Origin of the sequence: Sediminicola arcticus (assembly GCF_040566695.1) — a bacterium.
GTDB lineage: Bacteria > Bacteroidota > Bacteroidia > Flavobacteriales > Flavobacteriaceae > Sediminicola > Sediminicola arcticus.
In genome coordinates this window covers 485,652-506,111 of the sequence record NZ_JBEXAE010000002.1, presented here as the reverse complement: position 1 = coordinate 506,111, position 20,460 = coordinate 485,652, and the positions used below count along the sequence as shown (strand labels likewise).

Annotated in this window: 21 protein-coding genes and 1 other RNA gene; 13 read left to right on the top strand and 9 right to left on the bottom strand. The window is 37.1% G+C overall.

Features of this window, described 5'->3' with window-relative positions; genetic code table 11:
- Positions 1-26 precede the first annotated feature (26 nt).
- From rny to ABXZ36_RS06080, 4 genes are all read right to left on the bottom strand, one after another.
- Positions 27-1,595 (bottom strand): ribonuclease Y, encoded by a 1,569-nt coding sequence (gene rny / locus ABXZ36_RS06095; protein WP_354614603.1) that lies wholly within the window; start codon positions 1,593-1,595, stop codon positions 27-29.
- 50 nt (positions 1,596-1,645) lie between these two features.
- A non-coding RNA gene (gene ssrS, locus ABXZ36_RS06090) (6S RNA) lies at positions 1,646-1,755 on the bottom strand.
- A 52-nt stretch (positions 1,756-1,807) separates the two neighbouring features.
- Positions 1,808-2,104, bottom strand: coding sequence for a cell division protein ZapA (locus ABXZ36_RS06085; RefSeq protein WP_354614602.1), 297 nt, complete (start codon positions 2,102-2,104; stop codon positions 1,808-1,810).
- Positions 2,105-2,118: 14 nt separating this feature from the next.
- Positions 2,119-2,409: a hypothetical protein gene (locus ABXZ36_RS06080; protein WP_354614601.1), complete on the bottom strand. Its 291-nt coding sequence runs from the start codon at positions 2,407-2,409 to the stop codon at positions 2,119-2,121.
- Between the two features lie 194 nt (positions 2,410-2,603).
- On the opposite strand from ABXZ36_RS06080, the gene ABXZ36_RS06075 reads away from it, so the two are divergent.
- From ABXZ36_RS06075 to ABXZ36_RS06065, 3 genes are read left to right on the top strand one after another with little or no spacing between them, the layout of a single operon-like run.
- The gene (locus tag ABXZ36_RS06075) at positions 2,604-4,295 is read left to right on the top strand and encodes a M23 family metallopeptidase (RefSeq protein WP_354614600.1); all 1,692 of its coding nucleotides are present in this window, start codon (positions 2,604-2,606) and stop codon (positions 4,293-4,295) included.
- A gap of 3 nt (positions 4,296-4,298) precedes the next feature.
- Positions 4,299-6,767, top strand: a complete 2,469-nt coding sequence (locus ABXZ36_RS06070) for a TonB-dependent receptor (RefSeq protein WP_354614599.1) — start codon at positions 4,299-4,301, stop codon at positions 6,765-6,767.
- A gap of 10 nt (positions 6,768-6,777) precedes the next feature.
- On the top strand, positions 6,778-7,437 hold the full coding sequence (locus ABXZ36_RS06065) for a hypothetical protein (RefSeq protein WP_354614598.1): 660 nt from the start codon (positions 6,778-6,780) through the stop codon (positions 7,435-7,437).
- Here the strand turns inward: ABXZ36_RS06065 and ABXZ36_RS06060 are convergent.
- Positions 7,427-8,575, bottom strand: coding sequence for a cysteine desulfurase family protein (locus tag ABXZ36_RS06060; RefSeq protein WP_354614597.1), 1,149 nt, complete (start codon positions 8,573-8,575; stop codon positions 7,427-7,429). The genes ABXZ36_RS06065 and ABXZ36_RS06060 overlap by 11 nt on opposite strands.
- A gap of 114 nt (positions 8,576-8,689) precedes the next feature.
- On the opposite strand from ABXZ36_RS06060, the gene ABXZ36_RS06055 reads away from it, so the two are divergent.
- The gene (locus ABXZ36_RS06055) at positions 8,690-9,190 is read left to right on the top strand and encodes a hypothetical protein (RefSeq protein WP_354614596.1); all 501 of its coding nucleotides are present in this window, start codon (positions 8,690-8,692) and stop codon (positions 9,188-9,190) included.
- Between the two features lie 3 nt (positions 9,191-9,193).
- Here the strand turns inward: ABXZ36_RS06055 and ABXZ36_RS06050 are convergent, their stop codons facing one another.
- Positions 9,194-9,742, bottom strand: coding sequence for a DUF8465 domain-containing protein (locus tag ABXZ36_RS06050; protein ID WP_354614595.1), 549 nt, complete (start codon positions 9,740-9,742; stop codon positions 9,194-9,196).
- Positions 9,739-9,936 (bottom strand): hypothetical protein, encoded by a 198-nt coding sequence (locus ABXZ36_RS06045; RefSeq protein ID WP_354614594.1) that lies wholly within the window; start codon positions 9,934-9,936, stop codon positions 9,739-9,741. The genes ABXZ36_RS06050 and ABXZ36_RS06045 overlap by 4 nt, the downstream gene beginning before the upstream one ends.
- Before the next feature lie 42 nt (positions 9,937-9,978).
- On the opposite strand from ABXZ36_RS06045, the gene ABXZ36_RS06040 reads away from it, so the two are divergent.
- The 3 genes from ABXZ36_RS06040 to ABXZ36_RS06030 are packed head-to-tail and all read left to right on the top strand — an operon-like array spanning position 9,979 to position 10,945.
- Complete coding sequence (locus ABXZ36_RS06040) at positions 9,979-10,281, top strand: DUF2752 domain-containing protein (protein ID WP_354614593.1); 303 nt, start codon at positions 9,979-9,981, stop codon at positions 10,279-10,281.
- A 15-nt stretch (positions 10,282-10,296) separates the two neighbouring features.
- Entirely contained in the window at positions 10,297-10,629 is a 333-nt protein-coding gene (locus tag ABXZ36_RS06035; RefSeq protein ID WP_354614592.1) for a CCC motif membrane protein, read from the top strand.
- A gap of 10 nt (positions 10,630-10,639) precedes the next feature.
- On the top strand, positions 10,640-10,945 hold the full coding sequence (locus ABXZ36_RS06030; protein WP_354614590.1) for a CCC motif membrane protein: 306 nt from the start codon (positions 10,640-10,642) through the stop codon (positions 10,943-10,945).
- Between the two features lie 70 nt (positions 10,946-11,015).
- On the opposite strand, the gene ABXZ36_RS06025 is transcribed toward ABXZ36_RS06030, so the two are convergent.
- Entirely contained in the window at positions 11,016-13,217 is a 2,202-nt protein-coding gene (locus ABXZ36_RS06025; RefSeq protein WP_354614720.1) for a RecQ family ATP-dependent DNA helicase, read from the bottom strand.
- A gap of 212 nt (positions 13,218-13,429) precedes the next feature.
- Between ABXZ36_RS06025 and ABXZ36_RS06020 the strand changes: the two genes are divergently transcribed.
- From ABXZ36_RS06020 to lptB, 4 genes are all read left to right on the top strand, one after another.
- On the top strand, positions 13,430-14,395 hold the full coding sequence (locus ABXZ36_RS06020) for a KpsF/GutQ family sugar-phosphate isomerase (RefSeq protein ID WP_354614589.1): 966 nt from the start codon (positions 13,430-13,432) through the stop codon (positions 14,393-14,395).
- Between the two features lie 26 nt (positions 14,396-14,421).
- A complete protein-coding gene (gene tatC, locus ABXZ36_RS06015) occupies positions 14,422-15,231 on the top strand; it encodes a twin-arginine translocase subunit TatC (RefSeq protein WP_435602154.1) in 810 nt (269 codons plus the stop codon).
- Positions 15,215-15,565, top strand: a complete 351-nt coding sequence (locus ABXZ36_RS06010; protein ID WP_354614587.1) for a carboxymuconolactone decarboxylase family protein — start codon at positions 15,215-15,217, stop codon at positions 15,563-15,565. The genes tatC and ABXZ36_RS06010 overlap by 17 nt, the downstream gene beginning before the upstream one ends.
- Before the next feature lie 63 nt (positions 15,566-15,628).
- On the top strand, positions 15,629-16,369 hold the full coding sequence (gene lptB, locus ABXZ36_RS06005; RefSeq protein WP_062055084.1) for an LPS export ABC transporter ATP-binding protein: 741 nt from the start codon (positions 15,629-15,631) through the stop codon (positions 16,367-16,369).
- Between the two features lie 59 nt (positions 16,370-16,428).
- Here the strand turns inward: lptB and ABXZ36_RS06000 are convergent, their stop codons facing one another.
- Complete coding sequence (locus ABXZ36_RS06000; protein WP_354614586.1) at positions 16,429-17,184, bottom strand: CDP-alcohol phosphatidyltransferase family protein; 756 nt, start codon at positions 17,182-17,184, stop codon at positions 16,429-16,431.
- A 192-nt stretch (positions 17,185-17,376) separates the two neighbouring features.
- Between ABXZ36_RS06000 and ABXZ36_RS05995 the strand changes: the two genes are divergently transcribed.
- Together ABXZ36_RS05995 and ABXZ36_RS05990 are read left to right on the top strand one after the other, a co-directional pair.
- Positions 17,377-18,558, top strand: a complete 1,182-nt coding sequence (locus ABXZ36_RS05995; protein WP_354614585.1) for an Lnb N-terminal periplasmic domain-containing protein — start codon at positions 17,377-17,379, stop codon at positions 18,556-18,558.
- An 11-nt stretch (positions 18,559-18,569) separates the two neighbouring features.
- The gene (locus ABXZ36_RS05990) at positions 18,570-20,450 is read left to right on the top strand and encodes an ABC-F family ATP-binding cassette domain-containing protein (protein ID WP_354614583.1); all 1,881 of its coding nucleotides are present in this window, start codon (positions 18,570-18,572) and stop codon (positions 20,448-20,450) included.
- The last annotated feature ends 10 nt before the right edge of the window (positions 20,451-20,460 follow it).

Below are 20,460 nucleotides of genomic sequence, written 5' to 3'. Positions count from 1 at the left end.
CGCTTTTTAAAAATATTTAGTTCTAATTATTTCGCAACATTCACACTTCGTGTTTCTCTGATTACGGTCACTTTCACCTGACCGGGATAGGTCATATCTGTTTGGATTTTTTGTGAAATTTCAAAAGATAGTTCCGCTGCCTTTTCATCACTTACTTTTTCACTTTCCACTATAACGCGAAGTTCCCTACCAGCTTGAATAGCATAAGCCTTTTGAACACCACCAAAACCAAAGGCTATATCTTCTAAATCCTTAAGACGCTGTATATACGAATCCAACACCTGTCTTCTTGCGCCTGGTCTGGCACCACTAATAGCATCACAAACCTGAACAATTGGTGAGATCAAAGTTTTCATTTCTATTTCATCATGGTGAGCACCAATGGCATTACAAACTTCTGGTTTCTCACCGTATTTCTCTGCCCACTGCATCCCCAAAATAGCATGTGGTGTCTCTACCTCGGCTTCAGTGTTTGGCACTTTTCCTATATCGTGTAAAAGACCTGCTCTTTTGGCTAATTTTGGGTTAAGTCCCAACTCCGCTGCCATTACGCCACAGAGTTTGGCAACTTCCCTAGAGTGTTGCAATAAGTTTTGACCATAAGAAGAACGGTATTTCATTCTACCAACAGCCTTAATAAGTTCAGGATGCAAACCATGGATTCCTAAATCTATAACGGTACGCTTTCCTATCTCTACAATCTCTTCTTCAATCTGTTTTTCTGTTTTCTTAACGACCTCTTCAATTCGTGCTGGGTGAATACGACCATCGGTTACCAATTTGTGGAGCGATAAACGTGCCACTTCCCTTCGTACGGAATCAAAACAAGAAAGTATAATAGCTTCAGGCGTATCATCTACTATAATTTCTACACCCGTTGCAGCCTCTAGGGCCCTTATATTTCTTCCTTCACGACCAATAATACGACCTTTAACATCATCTGATTCCAAGTTAAATACAGAAACGCAGTTTTCTACGGCCTCTTCAGTTCCTATTCGTTGGATGGTATTGATTACAATTTTCTTGGCCTCTTGTTGGGCTGTTAATTTAGCCTCCTCTACCGTGGATTGTATGTAAGCCATGGCATCAGATTTTGCATTTTCCTTCAAAGATTCCATCAATTGACTTTTGGCATCTTCAGCAGATAATCCCGAAATCACCTCTAGCTGTTGAACTTGGCTCTTGTGCAGCTTTTCCAATTCAGATTGCTTTTTCTCTAAATATTCGCTTTTATGATCTACCTCTTCCAGTTTTACCTCGAGCTGATCGTTCAGTTTTTTAGTCTTAGCAAGTTCGTTACTAATCTGCGATTCTTTATCCCGAGCCCGTTTCTCAGACTCTCCAATCTTTTTTTCTTTGCCTATAATGACTTTCTCGTGCTCTGCTTTCAGCTCTAAAAACTTTTCTTTAGCTTGAAAAATCTTATCCTTTTTCGTGTTTTCGCCTTGCGTTTCAGCTTCCCTGATAATGGAGGCTGCCTCTTTTTTTGCACTGTCTATGGTTTTGGAAGCCTTTCCCTTTTCCATAATCTTAGCAATGGCAAAACCAATTGCAAGACCAACTATGCCTACTATAATTAATGTAGTACTGTCCATAATTTAAAAAATTATTAAAAAAAAAGCCCACATTGGAGGAAGTTTTGTACAAACCCCGATAAACAGGTTTAGGGCTAACAGACTGATCAAGGATCCTTATACTAGTAAGGCCTGCTTTTACAATCTAAACTCACCCTTTTCAAACAAAATAGTGTTGAGTTTGTCAAAAATAATTACCAATGTGGGCAGTAACATTATTTATTTTAAAGAACTTATTTCCTTTCGAGCTTAGAATAAATAAGATTATCAAGAGCTTTTAATCGCTCCTCGACTTCCTTAGTATCTTCTGATTGGTCTATTCCCTTCTGCTCAATTTTAGAAGCAAACTGCAAAGCGCACATGGCCAAAACATCTTGTTTGTCCCTTACTGCATAACTTTGCTCAAATTTCTTAGCCAGTTGCTCAATATTTTTAGCAGCCTTGCGTAAACCTTCTTCTTGGCTAGGATCTATGGTCAAAGGATATACCCTGTCCGCAATAGAAAGTTTTATTTTTAGCTTTTCTGACATTGTATTGTTGAACGTTATTCTGCAAGTTGGGCTATACAATGGTCCAACTCCCTAATTAACGTGTTTATTTTAAGCTTAGCTTCCGTTTTATTTGTATTACTGCCTAGCATAGAACTTGCAAGCTTAAGTGAATTGTACTTTTCCTCCCATTCCAAAACGGAATTGTTAGTAAGCTCATGGCCCTTTTTCATAGCGTTCAACTCTTCTTCCAATTTTAAATTAGTCAGATCAAGAAGCTCTAATTTATGTAGCAACTTACTAATTTTATTTTCTAAAGAATCAACAATTTCCACTAGTTCACTCATATGCAAATTTCAATGCATTTTACACAAAGTTAACATACCTCAAACGACTTCGCAATACTTTTTACAATTATTCTTAGCGGAAAAATTTATAGGGTATACAATTGGTTCAAATATATTGGTTTAACCATTTTAACAACGATAGATTTTTACCATTTGAACCGTTTAATTACATTCGCATTTCCTTATCACACATTATGAGAATTACATTTTTGGGGCTACTGCTATTTTTTTCGCTAACTATTTGTGCACAAGACAATTATCCTAAAGATGTATTTAGGTCTCCTCTAGATATTCCATTGATACTATCGGGTAATTTCGGAGAACTTAGGTCCAACCATTTTCATTCTGGCATTGATATAAAAACACAACAGCGCGAAGGGCTGCCCGTTTATGCCATTTCTGAGGGCACCATAAGCAGAATAAAGGTATCTCTCTGGGGTTATGGCAAAGTAATCTATTTGACACATCCAAACGGATACACATCAGTTTACGGCCACCTTCAAAAATTTTCACCCGAAATTGAGACCTATATCAAGAAAATACAATACGAAAAACAATCATTTGAAGTTGAAGTATTCCCCGATTATGGAGAACTAAGAGTAGCAAAAGGAGACCTAATGGCCTACAGTGGCAATACAGGTGGATCTGCCGGACCTCACTTACACTTTGAGATAAGAAATAGCGCCTCTGAGATGCCTACAAATCCTTTACTTTATGGATTGCAGGTTAGGGACGCTACCAACCCTACCCTACTAGAGCTTTATGCCTACCCGCTTTCCTCCGATGCACAGGTCAACCAAAGCAACGATTTGTCTCAAATAAACTTCTCCAGACAAAGTGATGGTTCATTTTTAGCAGATAAGGTGTATGCCAACGGAACAATTGGCTTTGGATTCAATGCTTATGACAGGCAGGATATGGCTGCAAATAAAAATGGAGTATTCTCTGTACAACAATTGGTTAACGCAGAAGTGTATACCGATTTCAATTTTGAGAAATTTTCTTTCAGTGAAACTCGCTATATAAATACCTTGATAGATTATGACTATTTTGGAAAATACAGAAAATGGATTACCAAATGTTTTAAATCACCTGGCAATAACCTTACCATCTACAATACCCTTAAAAACGATGGAAAAATTGTTATTAATGAAGGAATGAGCTATCAGGTAGAGATCCTTTTAAAGGATCTGGAAAATAATATCACTAAAGTTGTCATACCAGTAGAAGGTAAAAAACTACCATTAAAAGTGATTAAGCAAAATAATAAAACAGACACCTATATTATAGCCTCAAAGCCGAATAATTATGACCTTGGAGCAGCCCAAGTATACTTTCCTGCAAACACCTTTTATGATGATTTTTATATGGATTTGCAAAAAGGAAGTGATACTGTCACTATACACAACAGTCGAGTCCCTGCCCACAGGAATTTCACTATAACTTTTGATGCTTCCAAATATTCCGAAGAGGAACGTAACAAAATGTTTATTGCGCGGTTAGGGAATCGATTAAAGCCAAGCTACACCTCCACGTACAGAAGGGACAACACTTTTACCACAAGAACCAAAAATTTAGGTACATACGCCTTAGTCAAGGACACCATTTCACCTCAGATAAAAAGTAAAAATTTTAAAGACAAGCAATGGTTAACCAATTATAGATATTTGAGTTTAACGATTACTGATGATCTTAGTGGCATTGATACCTACACAGCAACCCTCAATGGAGATTGGATATTGATGGAGTATGAAACCAAGAACAATACCCTTACCTATAATTTCGATGATAAAATTTTAAATCAAAAACAATGCGAGCTCAAAATAGTGGTTACTGATAATGTTGGAAATACTAGTACCTTTACAAGTACATTTTATAGAAATTAAAAATTGAAGTGCCTAAGAACTGTACTCCTTATTCTTACGCTTTGTCTAAGTAATTTTTCCTTAGCACAAACTGCCATCATTACTGGTGTTGTTTTGGACGAAAACAATATTCCTTTGGTAGATGTGAACGTCAGCACAGAAACAAAAGGCACGGTTACTGACAAAGATGGTTTTTATATCCTCAAAATCATTTCGGAAAAAAAAACGAGCATTACCTTTTCTCATATTGGCCATGAGGATGTAGTTTTAATAGATTTGATTCTTTCTTCTAACGAAACCTTTGAGTTCAATCCTATTCTAAAAGAAGGAATAACCCAAGTGGATGGGGTTACCGTTTCGGCTTCAGGTGAAAAGCGTGTAGTTGGCATTACTACTATTTCTCCAGAAGTAATTAGGCGTATTCCAGGGGCAAATGCAGGCGTAGAAAATATATTAAAATTATTACCAGGGGTAAACTCCAACAATGAATTAAGCACCCAATATTCGGTAAGAGGTGGCAATTACGATGAAAATTTAGTTTATGTAAATGGTATTGAAGTTTACCGCCCTTTTCTCATCAGATCTGGGCAGCAAGAGGGATTTAGTTTTGTAAACCCTGACTTAGTTCAAAATCTAACGTTTTCGCCTGGCGGTTTCCAAGCTGAATATGGAGATAAACTTTCCTCTGTCCTCGATATCACCTATAAAAAGCCTTTAGAATTCTCAGTTCGAGCCAATGCTAGCCTACTGGGCCTGAGCAGTACGCTTGAAACCATCTCCAAAGAAAAAAACCTATCTACTATTACCGGTATACGCTACAGAAACAATAGTGTGTTAGTGAACAGTCAACAAACCAAATCCAATTTCAATCCCACCTTTGTAGATATACAGTCCTTCCTTAATTACAGAATATCTAATAAGGTTACACTCGGAATTCTGGGTTCCTATTCCTTAAACGATTATCAGAACGAACCATTAACAAGACAGACAAATTTTGGAACACTAGATGACCCAAAGGCCTTATTGATCTTTTATGAAGGAAGGGAAAAGAACAGGTTTCAAACCGCTCAAGGAGCTGTAATGTGGAGCTATAAACCCCATAATCAATTGAATTTAAACCTTACTACTTCTTTATATCATACCACCGAAGAAGAATACTCCGATATTTTTGCCAACTATGAACTAGGTGCTGTAGATACTGATCTAAACAGTGATAATGTCGGTGGAGCAATTGGCACAAGAGGTATTGGCTCCCAATTCAACAGGGCGAGGAATGATTTGGATGCTTTAATTTTAAATATTTCACACAAGGGGTCTTACTCCAAGAATTCTGAGTTATTAGAATGGGGAGCTACATATTCCCATGAAGATATTCGGGATCAGTTACGGGAATCGGAATTTTTAGATTCATTAGGTTTTTCTGTAAGACCACCGAGGCAGGAATTTGAGAATAACCAACCTAATGAAGCTTTTGACGAACCTATTATCCCCTTTGATGGGGTGAGTGCCCAAAATTTCATTAAAACCAACCGTTTTTCAGGCTTTACACAGTATAGCAATAAGTTAGAATGGCTTGGACATCACATGTATTATAATCTAGGTATAAGGGCGCAACTTTGGACGGTGAGCGGAAAAAATGTTGCGAAGTCCAACCATACCATAGTTAGCCCACGTGGGCAATTTTCCATCAAACCCAATTGGGATATGGATATGCTATTCACCTTTTCTGGCGGACTTTATCAACAACCACCTATGTACAGGGAATTACGGGACCGGGAAGGAATGGTAAATACCGATGTAAAGGCCCAAAAATCTGTACATACGGCCCTAGGTAATGAATATAGCTTTTTACTTTGGACCAGACCTTTCACTTTAAAGAGTGAACTCTATTATAAAAAACTGAATAGCGTTAACCCCTACACCTTGGAGGACGTTAGAATTAGGTATGCAGCAGCAAATAATGCTAAGGCTTATGCGTATGGAGCTGAAATACGAATGAATGGTGCCTTTGTTCCCGGCACTGAGTCTTGGTTTGGGATAGGATATCTTAAAACCGAAGAAAATATAAATGAAAGAGGGTATATTTCTAGACCAACTGACCAACGTCTTAACTTTGATATCTTATTTCAAGACTATGTGCCAAACATCCCAAATTTAAAGATGTATTTAAATCTTGTGTACAACACAGGATTGCCAGGTGGATCTCCAAGTTATGCCGATCCCTACAACTTTCAGAATAGATTAAGAGATTATAGGAGGGCAGATTTGGGAATTTCACATATTTTTGTAGATGCCAATACAACATATCCAAAAAAGCATTGGCTACATGGGTTCAAAGAATTAAATATTGGATTTGAAATCTTTAATCTTTTCAATAACCAAAACTCAATTACCAATACATGGGTAAGAGACGTGGATAGTAAAAGGGAATATGCAGTCCCTAATTTTATGACAACTCGCGTATTGAACCTCAAAATTGGGACTCGCTTTTAGAAGAACAGCAATGAAGAAGAATTTTATTTACGTTGTACTATTTACCACTTTGGCATTAAATGCTCAAAAAAATATTTACGAAAGTGATAAATTTGAAGTGCTCAGCAGTGAACATGAGGTTTTGGCCATCATACCCTTTCTGACTAATTTGGAATTAAAGGATAATATCTCAAAAATAGAGCTTAAGGCCCTGGAAAAAAAAGAGGGTTATGCCGTCCAGGATGCATTGGAAATTTATTTTTCACGCATCAAAAAGAAGAAAAAATTTTCAGTAGAATTTCAAAACATTAAAAACACCAATGCTATCTTGGCCAAGAATGATATTGATTATGAAAACATTGATGTATTCACTATTAAAGAGCTTTGTAAAATTCTAGAAGTAGATGGTATTATTAGTGGCAACCTTGACCTCAACATTTTACTATCTAAAGGCATCCCTTCCGATTTCAGTTTCATTGATTACTTATTAGGAGATTCTAATTACGGAAGGATAGGCATGAAGATTAGTGATGGAGATAGCGGAAAATTATTGTGGAAATACGAGAAGGAAATTAATAAAAAATCGGGGAAAAATACTAATGACCTGATAGATGGCATGATGAAATCTGCCACTCGTAAATTTCCATATGAAAGGGAAAAAGCAAAAAAAAGCAAAAGAATTAATCGGTAGCATAAGCTTTTAACACTTCAACAACGTAATCTAACTCTTCCTTGGTGTTGTATTTTGAAAAAGAGAAACGCAGTGATGGTCTTTTTAATTCTTCATTAGAAAGTATTTCTTTGAGCACATGGGAACCTAAATCACTTCCAGATTGGCATGCACTTCCTTTTGAACATGCAATTCCCTTAAGGTCTAAATGAAAAAGTAGCATCAATGACTTTTCTTCGCTAAAGGGCAAACAAACGTTAACCAATGTGTATGTACTCTTATCTAAATCTCCAGATAGCCCATTAAATTTGGCTTTCGGAAGTTCCTCCGCCAACTTTTGTATAAAATATTTCTTCAAATTGGTAATGTGCGCACGTTCGGCATCCATATTTTCATAGGCTGCGACAAAAGCTTCCTCTAACCCTACAATATTGTGGAAAGATTCAGTTCCTGCTCTAAAACCCCTCTCCTGTGAACCTCCAAATATTAATGGTTTAAGGCCTGTGTTTCTTTTTATGTAGGCAAAGCCGATACCTTTTGGACCATGGAATTTGTGAGCTGCTGCCGTTAAGAAATCAATTGGTGTTTTTTTTACATCCCAGCCATAATGACCAACCGACTGAACGGTATCAGAATGAAAAAGCGCTTGGTTATCCGCGCAAAGCTTTCCAATAGCATCTATATCTATGGTATTGCCAATTTCATTGTTGACATGCATTAGACTGACCAACTTTTTGGAATCGTCTTGTTGCAACAAACTTGATAGGTGGTTAATATCTGGATTTCCAAAAGGGTCCAAATTAACATAGTGAAGAGTTACTCCATATTCTTTATGCAAAGCTTCCGCTGTATGCAATACAGCATGGTGCTCTATTTTAGAGGTAATCAGAGTCTTCACCCCCAAATCTCTAACTGCACCTCTTAATATCATATTATCGGCCTCGGTCCCCCCGGAGGTGAAAATAATTTCCGAAGGTTGTGCATTGAGTTCCTTGGCAATTGTTTTTCTGGCCTTTTCGACGGCAGTCTTCGCAGAACGGCCAAAACTATGCGTTGAAGAAGGGTTCCCATAAAAATTAGCAAGTGCATCCTGCATTTTCACAATAACTTCTTCCCTAACTTGCGTTGTTGCAGCACTATCCAGATATACTCTTTGCATGAAACAAAATTTGAGATTATATAAAGTCCAAAAATAAATGAAATAAAGTTAAATTCTCCCAAATAGAAGATAAAGCTCTATGGAAATCCCCTTTATTTGAATTAAATTTGGTTTATGAAACGAATTATTCTTTTTGCTTTTTTAGGTTTATTTTTCTCCTGTGACGATGGGGACCTCCAAATAGAAACGTTAAATTTTGACGATAGTGCCATAGATTTTTGTGGAACTGTAACCATAGATAGTCAGGTTTTCTTTAAAATAAATGGGGATGAAGCCCTGATATTGAACTTAGAAGCAGGGATATTAAGGAATGAGGTTTCCAATGGGAACATTGAGAGTACCATCCCTGGAACTTCACAGATTACATACAGAATTTTTTCTGCCAATGTGAGTAATAGCTATTTTTGTGGTAACATACCGCCTACAACTCCAACAGTTTTTGATGAAATTCCGGCCACTAGTGGCATAGTTACCGTAAATACCATCTTATTGGAAGACGAAGTCACTTACCAACACACCATTCAATTAAGTGACATTACCCTACTAAATGATGATGGATCACGGATCACTAATTTAAGCATAGAAGATTTTGGAGTAGTGACCACTAACCAATAAGTATTAAACATTCTGATAAATATATACCTCAGTTGCCCCTAACCCGTATTTTTGATAATCCGCGTCGTAATATTTCACATTCTCGTATCGTTTAAAGAGGTAATACAGCTCTTCCTTAAGAATTCCTTCTCCTACTCCATGGATGAACACCACTTTTTGGATATGTTTGCTCATTGCGAATTCCAATTGTCTTTTAGCGGCAACCAATTGGATATTTAATATTTCATAATTGCTCATCCCTCTATTGGAAGGGACCAATTGATGTATATGAAGGTCTACCTCCATTCTGGGCGCACTGCGTTCTTTTGGCTTTATCGTTTGTGTATTTCTTCTTTTTGGAATTTCTTTTTCTTTTTTGATACGAGCCACTTCAAAATTATTAACCGTAATGTCATGGCTATTGTGAACTAACATTAATTCTGCGGGAGAAAAGCTCAGCATAAACCCTTCAGTGGTTTCAACAGAAATTTCATTACCCTGGACCTTCAAAACAACCCCTACTATAATATCATCTACAGTTTCTACCTTATCCCCTATCTTAAACTTACTCATGACTGGTCCTTATTATTGGTTGCTTCCCCATCATTGCGATCACTCCAGACTTGTGTGGATTTATATATTCCAAACATCAATAAAACTATACCGATACATAGTGCATACTCCTTTTCCATGTAGTTTTCACCCGCTCCCATAATCAATACCCCTAAAATAATCAGCAAAAAATAAATAATTCGTTTTGTTTTCATTCCCCAAAATTAATAGTAATTTTCACCAAAGAATCTATTTTCATGAAAATACTCCCTTTTTTGTTGTTATTTTCTCTTGATGATTTTATGCTTCCTTGCTTGAACAAAAAGTTCTTTGGCATTGAATGTCCTGGATGTGGCCTACAACGGGCTGTGTCATTATTGCTCCAAGGAGAATTTAGGCAAGCTTTTGTAATGTACCCCGCAATATATCCATTGATACCACTGCTGGGATTTTTATTGTTCAATAATTTTTATCCCGTTAAATACGCCAATAAAATAATTATTACTTTAACCATAACAACTGTATTATTTATACTATCTAACTTTATTTTTAAACTTTAACCAACGTTATTATTTATGGAACAACAGAAATTACCGAATGCCACATTGATCATTGTATTGAGTATCGCCTCTATTGTCCTCTGTTGTTTTTATGGACTTTTAGGAATTATATTATCTATTATAGCTATTATTTTATCTAACAAGTCCATTCAGCAGTACAAAATAAATCCGCAAGACTATTCCAATTACAGCTCAATAAAAACTGGAAAAATAATAGCCATAGTGGGACTGGTAATAAACATTCTAGTTCTCTTATTTTTCATCTGGTTCATCTCTGTCATTGGATGGGATGCACTTCAAGATGAGGAATTAATGCGAGAACGAATGGAAGATATGATGAATCAATAAAAAAGGATATATGAGTCAAGAAACGTTACCAGGAGCAAGTAATGCCATGGCCATGGGCATAATTTCTATAATAACCCCTTTTGTTTGTTGTGGTCCTTTTGGAATTATATTTAGCATTATAGGATTAATAAGCGCAGGTAAGGCTGAAAAGTTATATTACGATAACCCAGAATCATATTCGGGCTTCGAAAATGTAAAAACCGCCAGAATACTTTCGTATATAGGCTTGGGCATATCTCTTGTTTTTATATTGGCCTTGATTCTGTTTTTTGGTGCCATAGTAGCCTTGGTTACTACGGGAAGTTTTAATCATTAATAATAGATTTTAGTATCCATAAAAAAACCCTTGAAATTCAAGGGTTTTTTTATATACCAAACCAAGAGCGTTAATTAGCTACTTCGCTTATGAATTTCAGTCTGTATAAACGCAACTCCTCATCTTCATAATCCCCGTCAAATTCCTTTACCGCTTCTTCAATATTATCAGTTTCAGCCTCCAAAAAATAATCGTGTATCTCCTCTTGTTGGTCGTCATCCAAAATTTCATCCACCCAATAACTCAAGTTGAGTTTGGTACCACTATAGACGATCTGCTCCATTTCCTTAATCAGTTCAGAAATGTTAAGCCCTTTTGCGGCTGCAATATCATCAAGAGGTAATTTCTTATCGACATTTTGAATAATATAAAGCTTAAGGCCCGAATTGGCACCCGTGCTTTTTACAACAAGATCGTCCGGTCTTATAATCTCATTTTCCTCTACATAATTGGCAATGAACTGAACAAAAGGTTTGCCATATTTCTTGGCTTTGCCTTCCCCTACTCCATGTATATGGACCAATTCTTCCACTGTGATGGGATACTTTAAGGCCATATCCTGTAAAGATGGGTCTTGGAAGACCACAAAAGGCGGGACCTCTAATTTTTCGGCTTCCCTCTTCCTAACGTCTTTCAATAATCTTAATAAGTTTTCATCGGCCACACCTCCTGCAGTCTTTGCGGCACTCACAATTGCGTCATCTGCTTCCTTACTATAGATATGGTCCATTGTCATCATAAATGACATGGGATTCTTCAAATAGTTGACCCCCTTTTCAGTAACATGCAAGATCCCGTATTGCTCAATTTCCTTCTTTAAAAGTCCTGCAACCAAGGTCTGTCTTATAAGGGCCATCCAATATCCCTTATCTTTATCTTCACCGATACCAAAAAATGATTTTTCATCAGTTTTATGAGAGGAAATTAAGGCATTGACCTTACCCGTCAACGTTTTAACAATTTCCTTAGACTTAAATTTTTCCATGGTACCCTGCACTACTTGGATAAGCTTAACCACATCATCTTTTGCCTCCTGCTTTTCCTTTGGATTTCTGGTATTGTCATCCATTTCGGCTCCGTCCCCGTTCACTTCATCAAATTCTTCTCCAAAATAATGAAGTATAAATTTTCTTCGTGACATGGAGGTCTCGGCAAAACCAACTACTTCCTGTAGAAGGGCATTTCCTATTTCTTGTTCTGCCACGGGTTTCCCGGACATGAACTTCTCTAGTTTCTCAATATCCTTGTAGGAGTAAAAGGCTAAACAATGGCCTTCGCCTCCATCCCTACCGGCACGACCAGTTTCCTGATAATAACTTTCTATACTCTTTGGCATATCATGGTGAATAACGAACCTTACATCTGGTTTGTCTATTCCCATCCCAAATGCAATTGTGGCCACTACAACATCCACACCTTCCATCAAAAACATATCTTGATATTTAGATCTTGTTTTCGCATCAAAGCCGGCATGGTAAGGGACAGCACTAATCCCATTGACCTGTAGTATCTGGGCCAATTCTTCTACTTTTTTACGACTCAAACAATAAATGATTCCAGATTTACCAGAATTTTGTTTTACAAAACGAATAATATCGCCTTCTACGTTGGCTGTTTTTGGACGTACCTCGTAATATAAATTTGGTCGGTTGAAAGACGCTTTAAAGACCTTAGCCTCTGTAATTCCTAAATTTTTAATGATATCCTCCTGCACTTTTGGAGTGGCTGTAGCAGTTAATCCTATAATGGGAATATTGTCACCCAACCTAGCAATGATAGTCCTTAAATTTCTATATTCAGGCCTAAAATCATGCCCCCATTCTGAAATACAATGAGCCTCATCTACTGCAACAAAAGAGACTTTTACAGACTGTAAAAAGTCAACATACTCCTCTTTAGTAAGGGATTCAGGAGCTACATAAAGTAATTTTGTGATGCCACTTGTAATATCATCTTTTACTTGCCTAATTTCTGTTTTGGTTAAAGATGAATTTAAGACATGGGCAATTCCATTTTCGGAAGATATCCCGCGAATAGCATCCACTTGATTCTTCATCAGAGCTATTAGAGGGGATACCACAATAGCAGTACCTTCTTGCATGAGAGCAGGCAACTGGTAACAAAGAGATTTGCCCCCACCAGTTGGCATTATTACAAAGGTATTGTTCCCTTGTACTATATTTTTTATGACTTTTTCTTGAAGACCTTTGAACTTGGAAAATCCAAAGTATTTTTTTAATGAGGCATGTATATCCATTTCATTCAAACCCATACCGTTTCTTACAATTTTATTATCATCACCCTTTAATTTCAAAGAGCAAAACTCGATTTATTAATATACGGATTTTTACCTTTGGCAAAACAATTCACACGAATTTATTTATTGATATTTTAAATATACTATAAAATTAAGTTTATGTAATTTTGCAATATTAAATATAATACAATCTTTTAGCAATTCAATCACATAATTCCATTAATACTTTGAGCGATACTACCGCTATACTTAACATAGCAAAAAAAACCATTGCAACAGAAGCGGAAGCCATTCACCATTTAGGCTCCCTATTAACAGAAGAGTTTGCGCAGACTGTTAACCTCATCTACCAATCTAAAGGTAGAGTGGTGATAACGGGTATAGGAAAAAGCGCCCTTATCGCTTCAAAAATTGTTGCCACTCTAAATTCCACCGGAACACCATCAATATTCATGCATGCTGCAGATGCCATCCATGGAGATCTAGGCACTATACAGGACGACGATGTGGTCATATGCATTTCTAAAAGCGGGAATACGCCTGAGATAAAAATGCTAGTTCCTTTAATTAAAGGCGGAAAAAATAAATTGATCGCAATGACAGGCAACTTGGATTCTTTTTTGGCCACCCATTCCGATTTTAGACTCAACACTTTTGTAGAAAAAGAGGCCTGCCCCAATAATCTAGCCCCCACCACCAGTACTACTGCCCAATTGGTCATGGGAGATGCACTTGCCGTATGCCTTTTGGAATTAAGAGGTTTTAGTAGTAAAGATTTTGCAAAATACCACCCAGGTGGTGCTTTGGGGAAAAGATTGTATCTAAGGGTATCAGACATTGCCAATAGCAACATGAAACCAGAAGTAAATGTAGACTCCGATGTTAGAAAGGTAATAGTAGAAATTTCTGAAAAAATGTTAGGAGTAACTGCTGTTCTTGAAAATGGAAAGGTAGTAGGAATAGTAACGGATGGAGACATCCGTAGAATGCTGAATAAGTTCGACAATATTACGGGACTTACAGCGAAGGATATTATGACTGCCACCCCAAAAACTATTGAAGTGGATGTCCTTGCCATAAACGCACTTGAGCTCATGCAAGAAAAAGGTATTTCACAATTGCTCGCAATGAAGGGCGAAAATTATATGGGAGTAGTACATTTGCACAACTTAATCAACGAAGGTATACTGTAATGGCAAATAGCAAAAATCACAATGAGATGTCTTTTCTTGATCATCTCGAGGAATTGCGATGGCATTTAATCCGATCCACCATTGCGGTGGTGCTTATAGGATTAGTTGCCTTTATCATGAAAGATTTTATTTTTGACACGGTGATATTCGGTCCAAAAAAACCGGATTTCCCCACCTATAAACTTTTTTGTCATCTTTCAAAAATGCTTGGGTTCAGTGAAGCTTTTTGCAGCACAGAACCATTATTTAGGATACAGAGTAGGGAAATGGCCGGACAGTTTTCTGCCCATATCTGGACCTCAATCTGGGCAGGATTTATTTTAGGGTTTCCCTATATTCTTTATGAAATGTGGAAGTTTATCTCCCCAGGACTATATAGCAAAGAAAAAAACAATGCCAGAGGCTTTATTTTTATCGCCTCCGTTCTATTCTTTACGGGGGTACTGTTTGGGTACTATGTGGTAGCCCCTCTTTCTATCAACTTTTTAGGAGGGTATCAGGTAAGTAAAGAGGTTTTTAACGATATAGATTTAGGTTCTTATATTGCCACGGTACGCGCTGCTGTTATTGCCTGCGGATTGGTGTTTGAACTCCCTATCATCATTTACTTTTTAACTAAAATCGGTTTGGTTACCCCAGAGATTTTGAAAAAGTACCGCAAGATTTCCCTTGTAGTGGTTTTAATTCTTTCTGCAGTAATAACCCCACCGGATGTAGCCAGCCAAATCATAGTTGCTATCCCCATTTTAGTATTATATCAAGCAAGTATTTATATATCCGCATACGTGGTAAGACAAGAAACTAAAAAAAATAAAAAGAATGCCAAATCAAGTTGAAGAATTTAATGCCTACCGTTCTAAGATGAACGAAAAGCTAATGGCCGACAACAACAAGATCATCAAAAGAATTTTTAATCTAGACACCAATGCCTATGCCGCAGGGGTTTTGGATGTAAAGACAAAAGAATTGCTAGGACTTGTGGCCTCTGCCGTTTTAAGGTGCGATGATTGCGTTAAATACCACTTAGAAAACTCTCACAAAGAAGGGGCAACTAAAGCTGAGGTTATGGAAACCTTGGGTATAGCCACGTTGGTGGGCGGTACCATAGTAGTTCCCCATTTAAGAAGGGCCTACGAATATTGGGAAGCATTGGAAACCCAAGAAGGTTAAATTAATTACAAATCTCTCTCCTAAAAAATATATTAGGTTAGATTTGGAAAATAATATAGTTAGATGAAGTTAAGGGCAGAGAATATCATGAAGTCCTATAGAGGGCGTAAAGTAGTAAAAGGCATTTCCTTGGAAGTAAACCAAGGAGAGATTGTTGGGCTTTTAGGTCCCAATGGGGCGGGAAAAACAACCTCCTTTTACATGATTGTTGGCCTTATTAAACCGAATGGCGGGAATATTTATTTGGACAATATGGAAATCACCAACTTCCCCATGTACAAAAGGGCCCAAAATGGTATTGGTTATCTTGCCCAAGAAGCTTCGGTATTTAGAAAACTGAGTATTGAAAAAAATATTCTAAGTGTCTTGCAACTTACCAAACTAAGCAAAAAAGAGCAACTAATGAAAATGGAGTCGCTCATAGAGGAATTCAGTTTAGGACATATCCGTAAGAACCGAGGTGACCTTTTATCGGGGGGAGAGCGCAGACGCACAGAGATTGCGAGAGCATTAGCTACCGACCCCAAATTTATTCTTTTAGATGAACCTTTTGCTGGGGTAGATCCTGTTGCTGTAGAAGACATCCAACGGATTGTGGCCCAACTAAAAAACAAAAATATTGGGATTTTAATCACAGACCATAACGTTCAGGAAACCTTAGCCATTACAGAACGTTCTTATCTGATGTTCGAGGGTGGAATCTTAAAATCTGGTATTCCAGAAGATCTAGCTGCCGATGAAATGGTTCGCAAGGTATACCTAGGACAAAATTTTGAGCTCCGTAAGAAAAAGCTGGATTTTTAGGTCCTCTATTCCCCTGAAAAGCATTTAAAAAGTACATTTTACCCTGCTTGTTCACTAGGTTATTTTTTGACCTGTATCTGATTTACAAGGGAACTTGCCACATAAAAGACAATGATAAAAGGAATTGCCAAAAACTTCAACGTGCCAATAGACACTAGACAAATGGCGATGAAAACATAGCGCAAGGCATTATCCTTAAAACTCCAATTTTTAAACTTTAAGGCAAATAGTTTTATGTTTGAATTCAAAAGATAAGAACTGAGCAAGGTCATCCCAATTAAAAACCATTGATTAAGAATAACCCCATTTAAAAATTCGTTGTTGTGATATAGAAGGATTAACGGCAATGAAAAAATCAACAGCGCATTTGCTGGTGTCGGAAGCCCCACAAAAGATGAAACTTGGTTTTCATCTATATTGAATTTTGCTAGCCTGTAGGCGGAAGCCAAAGTAATCAAAAACCCTAAAAAAGGTAAAATTGGTAATTCGGTAGACATTTGGGTTATAGTTCTAGAAGCTTCAGCTCCAAATTCCAAATTCCAACCTCCTGCAGAAGACATTTTCAATAATTGAAACATTACAATTCCGGGAACCAGCCCGCTAGTGATCATATCTGCCAATGAATCTAGCTGTAAACCTAGTTCACTTTGCACCTTCAGGAGTCTAGCAGCAAGTCCATCAAAAAAATCAAAAAATATCCCTAAGAACACGAATAAAGCGGCAATTTCCAGTTCATTTATCACAGCAAAGACAACAGCAATACAGCCACAAAAAAGGTTCAATAAGGTAATGATGTTTGGAATATGTCTTTTCATGGTTATGGTTTTTATACAGCAGTTGAGATACCAAATATACTGTTGCTAGGTAAAAGTAGTTTTTAATTAAAAATTCGGTTAAATATAGTTCGCCTTTTTTTTACAATCTATAAAATTGCATAGGTGTAATCGCTTTATTTATTCGATATTTGTGGCTTATAACAATATTTATATCCTTCAACAATTTTTGAAATGCAATTGAAAATCCGTTTTTTGTTAGTCCTTATAGGCTTTTCTTTCATGACCTTTTCACAGGAAATTGAGCTTTCCCCAAAAGCGCAAATCAGCATTATAACATGCGGCCCAGGCCAAGAATTATATAGCACCTTCGGCCACAGTGCATTTAGGCTGCAAGATCCCGAACTTGGCATAGATGTGGTCTACAATTATGGCACATTTAATTTTAATACCCCTAATTTCTACATGAAATTTGCCCAAGGCAAGTTACTATACTCCTTAAGTAGGCAAAAATTTGAGGACTTTCTATGGACATACGAGATGGAAAATCGTTGGGTTCAAGAGCAACTACTGAATCTTGATGCAAAAGAGACCAAGGCGCTTTTTGAATTTTTAGAAAACAACTTTAAACCTGAAAATAGAGATTATAAATACGATTTCTTTTACGACAATTGCTCATCCAAGATAAGAGATGTCCTTAATACGGTATTTAGAGACCGTATTTCTTATTTTGATGGACATCTCATCCAGAGATACACTTTCAGACAACTAATCCATCAAAGCCTGGTTACCAACTCGTGGTCTGCTTTTGGAATTGACCTAGCACTGGGATCTGTTATCGACAAAAAAGCCACCCCTAATGAACATATGTTCCTACCTATATACGTTATGGATCAAATGGCCAACACCGATTTGGACCAAGAGCCCATAGTTAAAAGAGAAAGGTCTATCATGGAATTTGAGTCCCTAGACCCCTACACGTATTTTTTACTAACCCCTTTGTTTTGGGTGCTAGCCTTAATGGTCTTTGTACTAGTGATTACCTACATCGATTTTAAAAACAATAGCCGCAGTCGTTGGTTAGATTTTTTCTTATCTTTTAGTACAGGCATTACGGGGATGTTAATCATTTTTTTATGGTTTTTTACAGATCATACAGCAACAGCGGGTAATTTAAATATCCTTTGGTCATTTCCCCTGAATAGTATCGCCTGTTTTTATTTGGTTAAAACTAAGCCCCTTCCCCAATGGATGCAAAAATATTTTGTCCTTATAACTGTGTTATTAATAATAACCCTATTGGTTTGGATAACAAGGATACAGCTATTTTCACCACTAATTGTACCTCTATTGGTGCTTTTGGCTGCACGTTACTTCTTTTTGCTGCACTGGTTTAAAAGAAACATAAAGAAATAAAAAGTAAATTCATGAACCTACTTACTGTAGAAAACATATCCAAGTCTTATGGCGAACTTGTCCTTTTTAAGGACCTTTCTTTTGGCATCAACAAGGATCAAAAGATTGCACTTATCGCCAAAAACGGAAGTGGAAAAACTTCCATCTTAAATATTCTAGCAGGAATGGATACCCCCGATACAGGGCAGGTAAATTACAGAAAAGGAATTCGCGTTTCTTATCTTTCCCAAGAGCCAGATTTAAATCCTGATTTAACGATAGAAGAGACCATATTTGCCTCCGACAATGAAATTTTGAAGGTAATTTCACAATATGAAAAAGCATTGGAGAATCCTGAAGATGCCGATTTTTACCAAAAGGCATTTGAAGCTATGGACCGCAATCATGCTTGGGATTTTGAAACCCAATACAAGCAAATCCTTTCTAAACTTAGGTTTGAGGATCTTCATGCAAAAGTAGGGGTACTTTCAGGTGGACAAAAAAAGCGTTTGGCACTGGCCAATGCCTTGATCAATAAGCCTGATCTGCTGATCTTGGATGAACCTACCAACCATTTGGATTTAGAGATGATTGAATGGCTAGAAGCTTATTTCGCCAAAGAAAATATAACCCTATTCATGGTAACCCATGATCGTTTTTTCTTAGAAAGGGTGTGCAATGAAATTATTGAACTAGACAATGGACAGCTCTTTTCTTACAAAGGTAACTATTCTTACTATTTGGAGAAAAAAGATGCTAGATTGGAACAAGAGGCAGTTGAACATCACAAATCCAAAATACTATATAACCAAGAGTTGACTTGGATGCGGAGACAGCCCAAGGCTAGAACCACCAAATCCAAATCGAGAATTGAAGATTTTCAGGCCATCAAGGAAAAGGCAGGTCAAAGACGAAAAGAACACCAAGTGGAACTGGAACTCAATATGGAACGAGTGGGGAGTAAGATCATGGAGCTCCACAAAATATCAAAAGCCTATCCTGGAAAGCCTATCCTAGATAAATTTGAATATAATTTCCTAAAAGGAGATCGCATTGGAATCATTGGTAAAAATGGTACGGGAAAAACCACTTTCCTAAATCTGCTTACAGGGGAGGATGAAACCGACAGTGGAAAAGTTATTGTGGGTGAAACCATCAAATTTGGGTATTATACCCAAAAGGGTATTAACATTAAAGAAGGACAAAAAGTAATAGATGTCATTAGAGAATTTGGAGATTATATTCCATTAAAGAAAGGACGTCAGATTTCTGCCCAACAACTTCTAGAACGCTTTCTTTTCGACAGAAAGAAGCAATATGATTTTGTAGACAAGCTAAGTGGAGGTGAACGCAAAAGACTTTACCTATGTACGGTTCTTATTCAAAATCCTAATTTTCTGATTCTAGATGAACCAACCAATGATCTGGATATAGTCACCCTAAACGTCTTGGAGAGTTTCCTTCTAGATTTTCCGGGATGTCTTATCGTGGTATCCCACGACCGTTATTTCATGGATAAGATCGTTGATCACCTTTTCGTTTTTAGAGGAAATGCTGAAATTGAGGATTTTCCTGGTAATTACTCGGATTTTAGAGCCTATGAAGACAGTGCTATAGCAGATTATAGAGCTGATAAGGAAAAAAACACCGAATCAAAACCTGTTAAAAATTCTTGGAAAAACGAAGGCAAAACCGTCAAGCTTTCCTATAATGACCAAAAGGAGTACAATAGCCTTGAGAAAACCATAAAACGTTTAGAAGAGAAAAAGGTGCAGCTACAAAATAAATTCGCGGACACTGCCCTAGAAGGCAATGAAATAGATAAATTATCCTTGGAGCTTAAAGAGATTGAAGAAGCCATCGAATCTAAAACGCAACGATGGTTTGAACTTTCGGCACTTATGGAAGGATAAACACAAACTT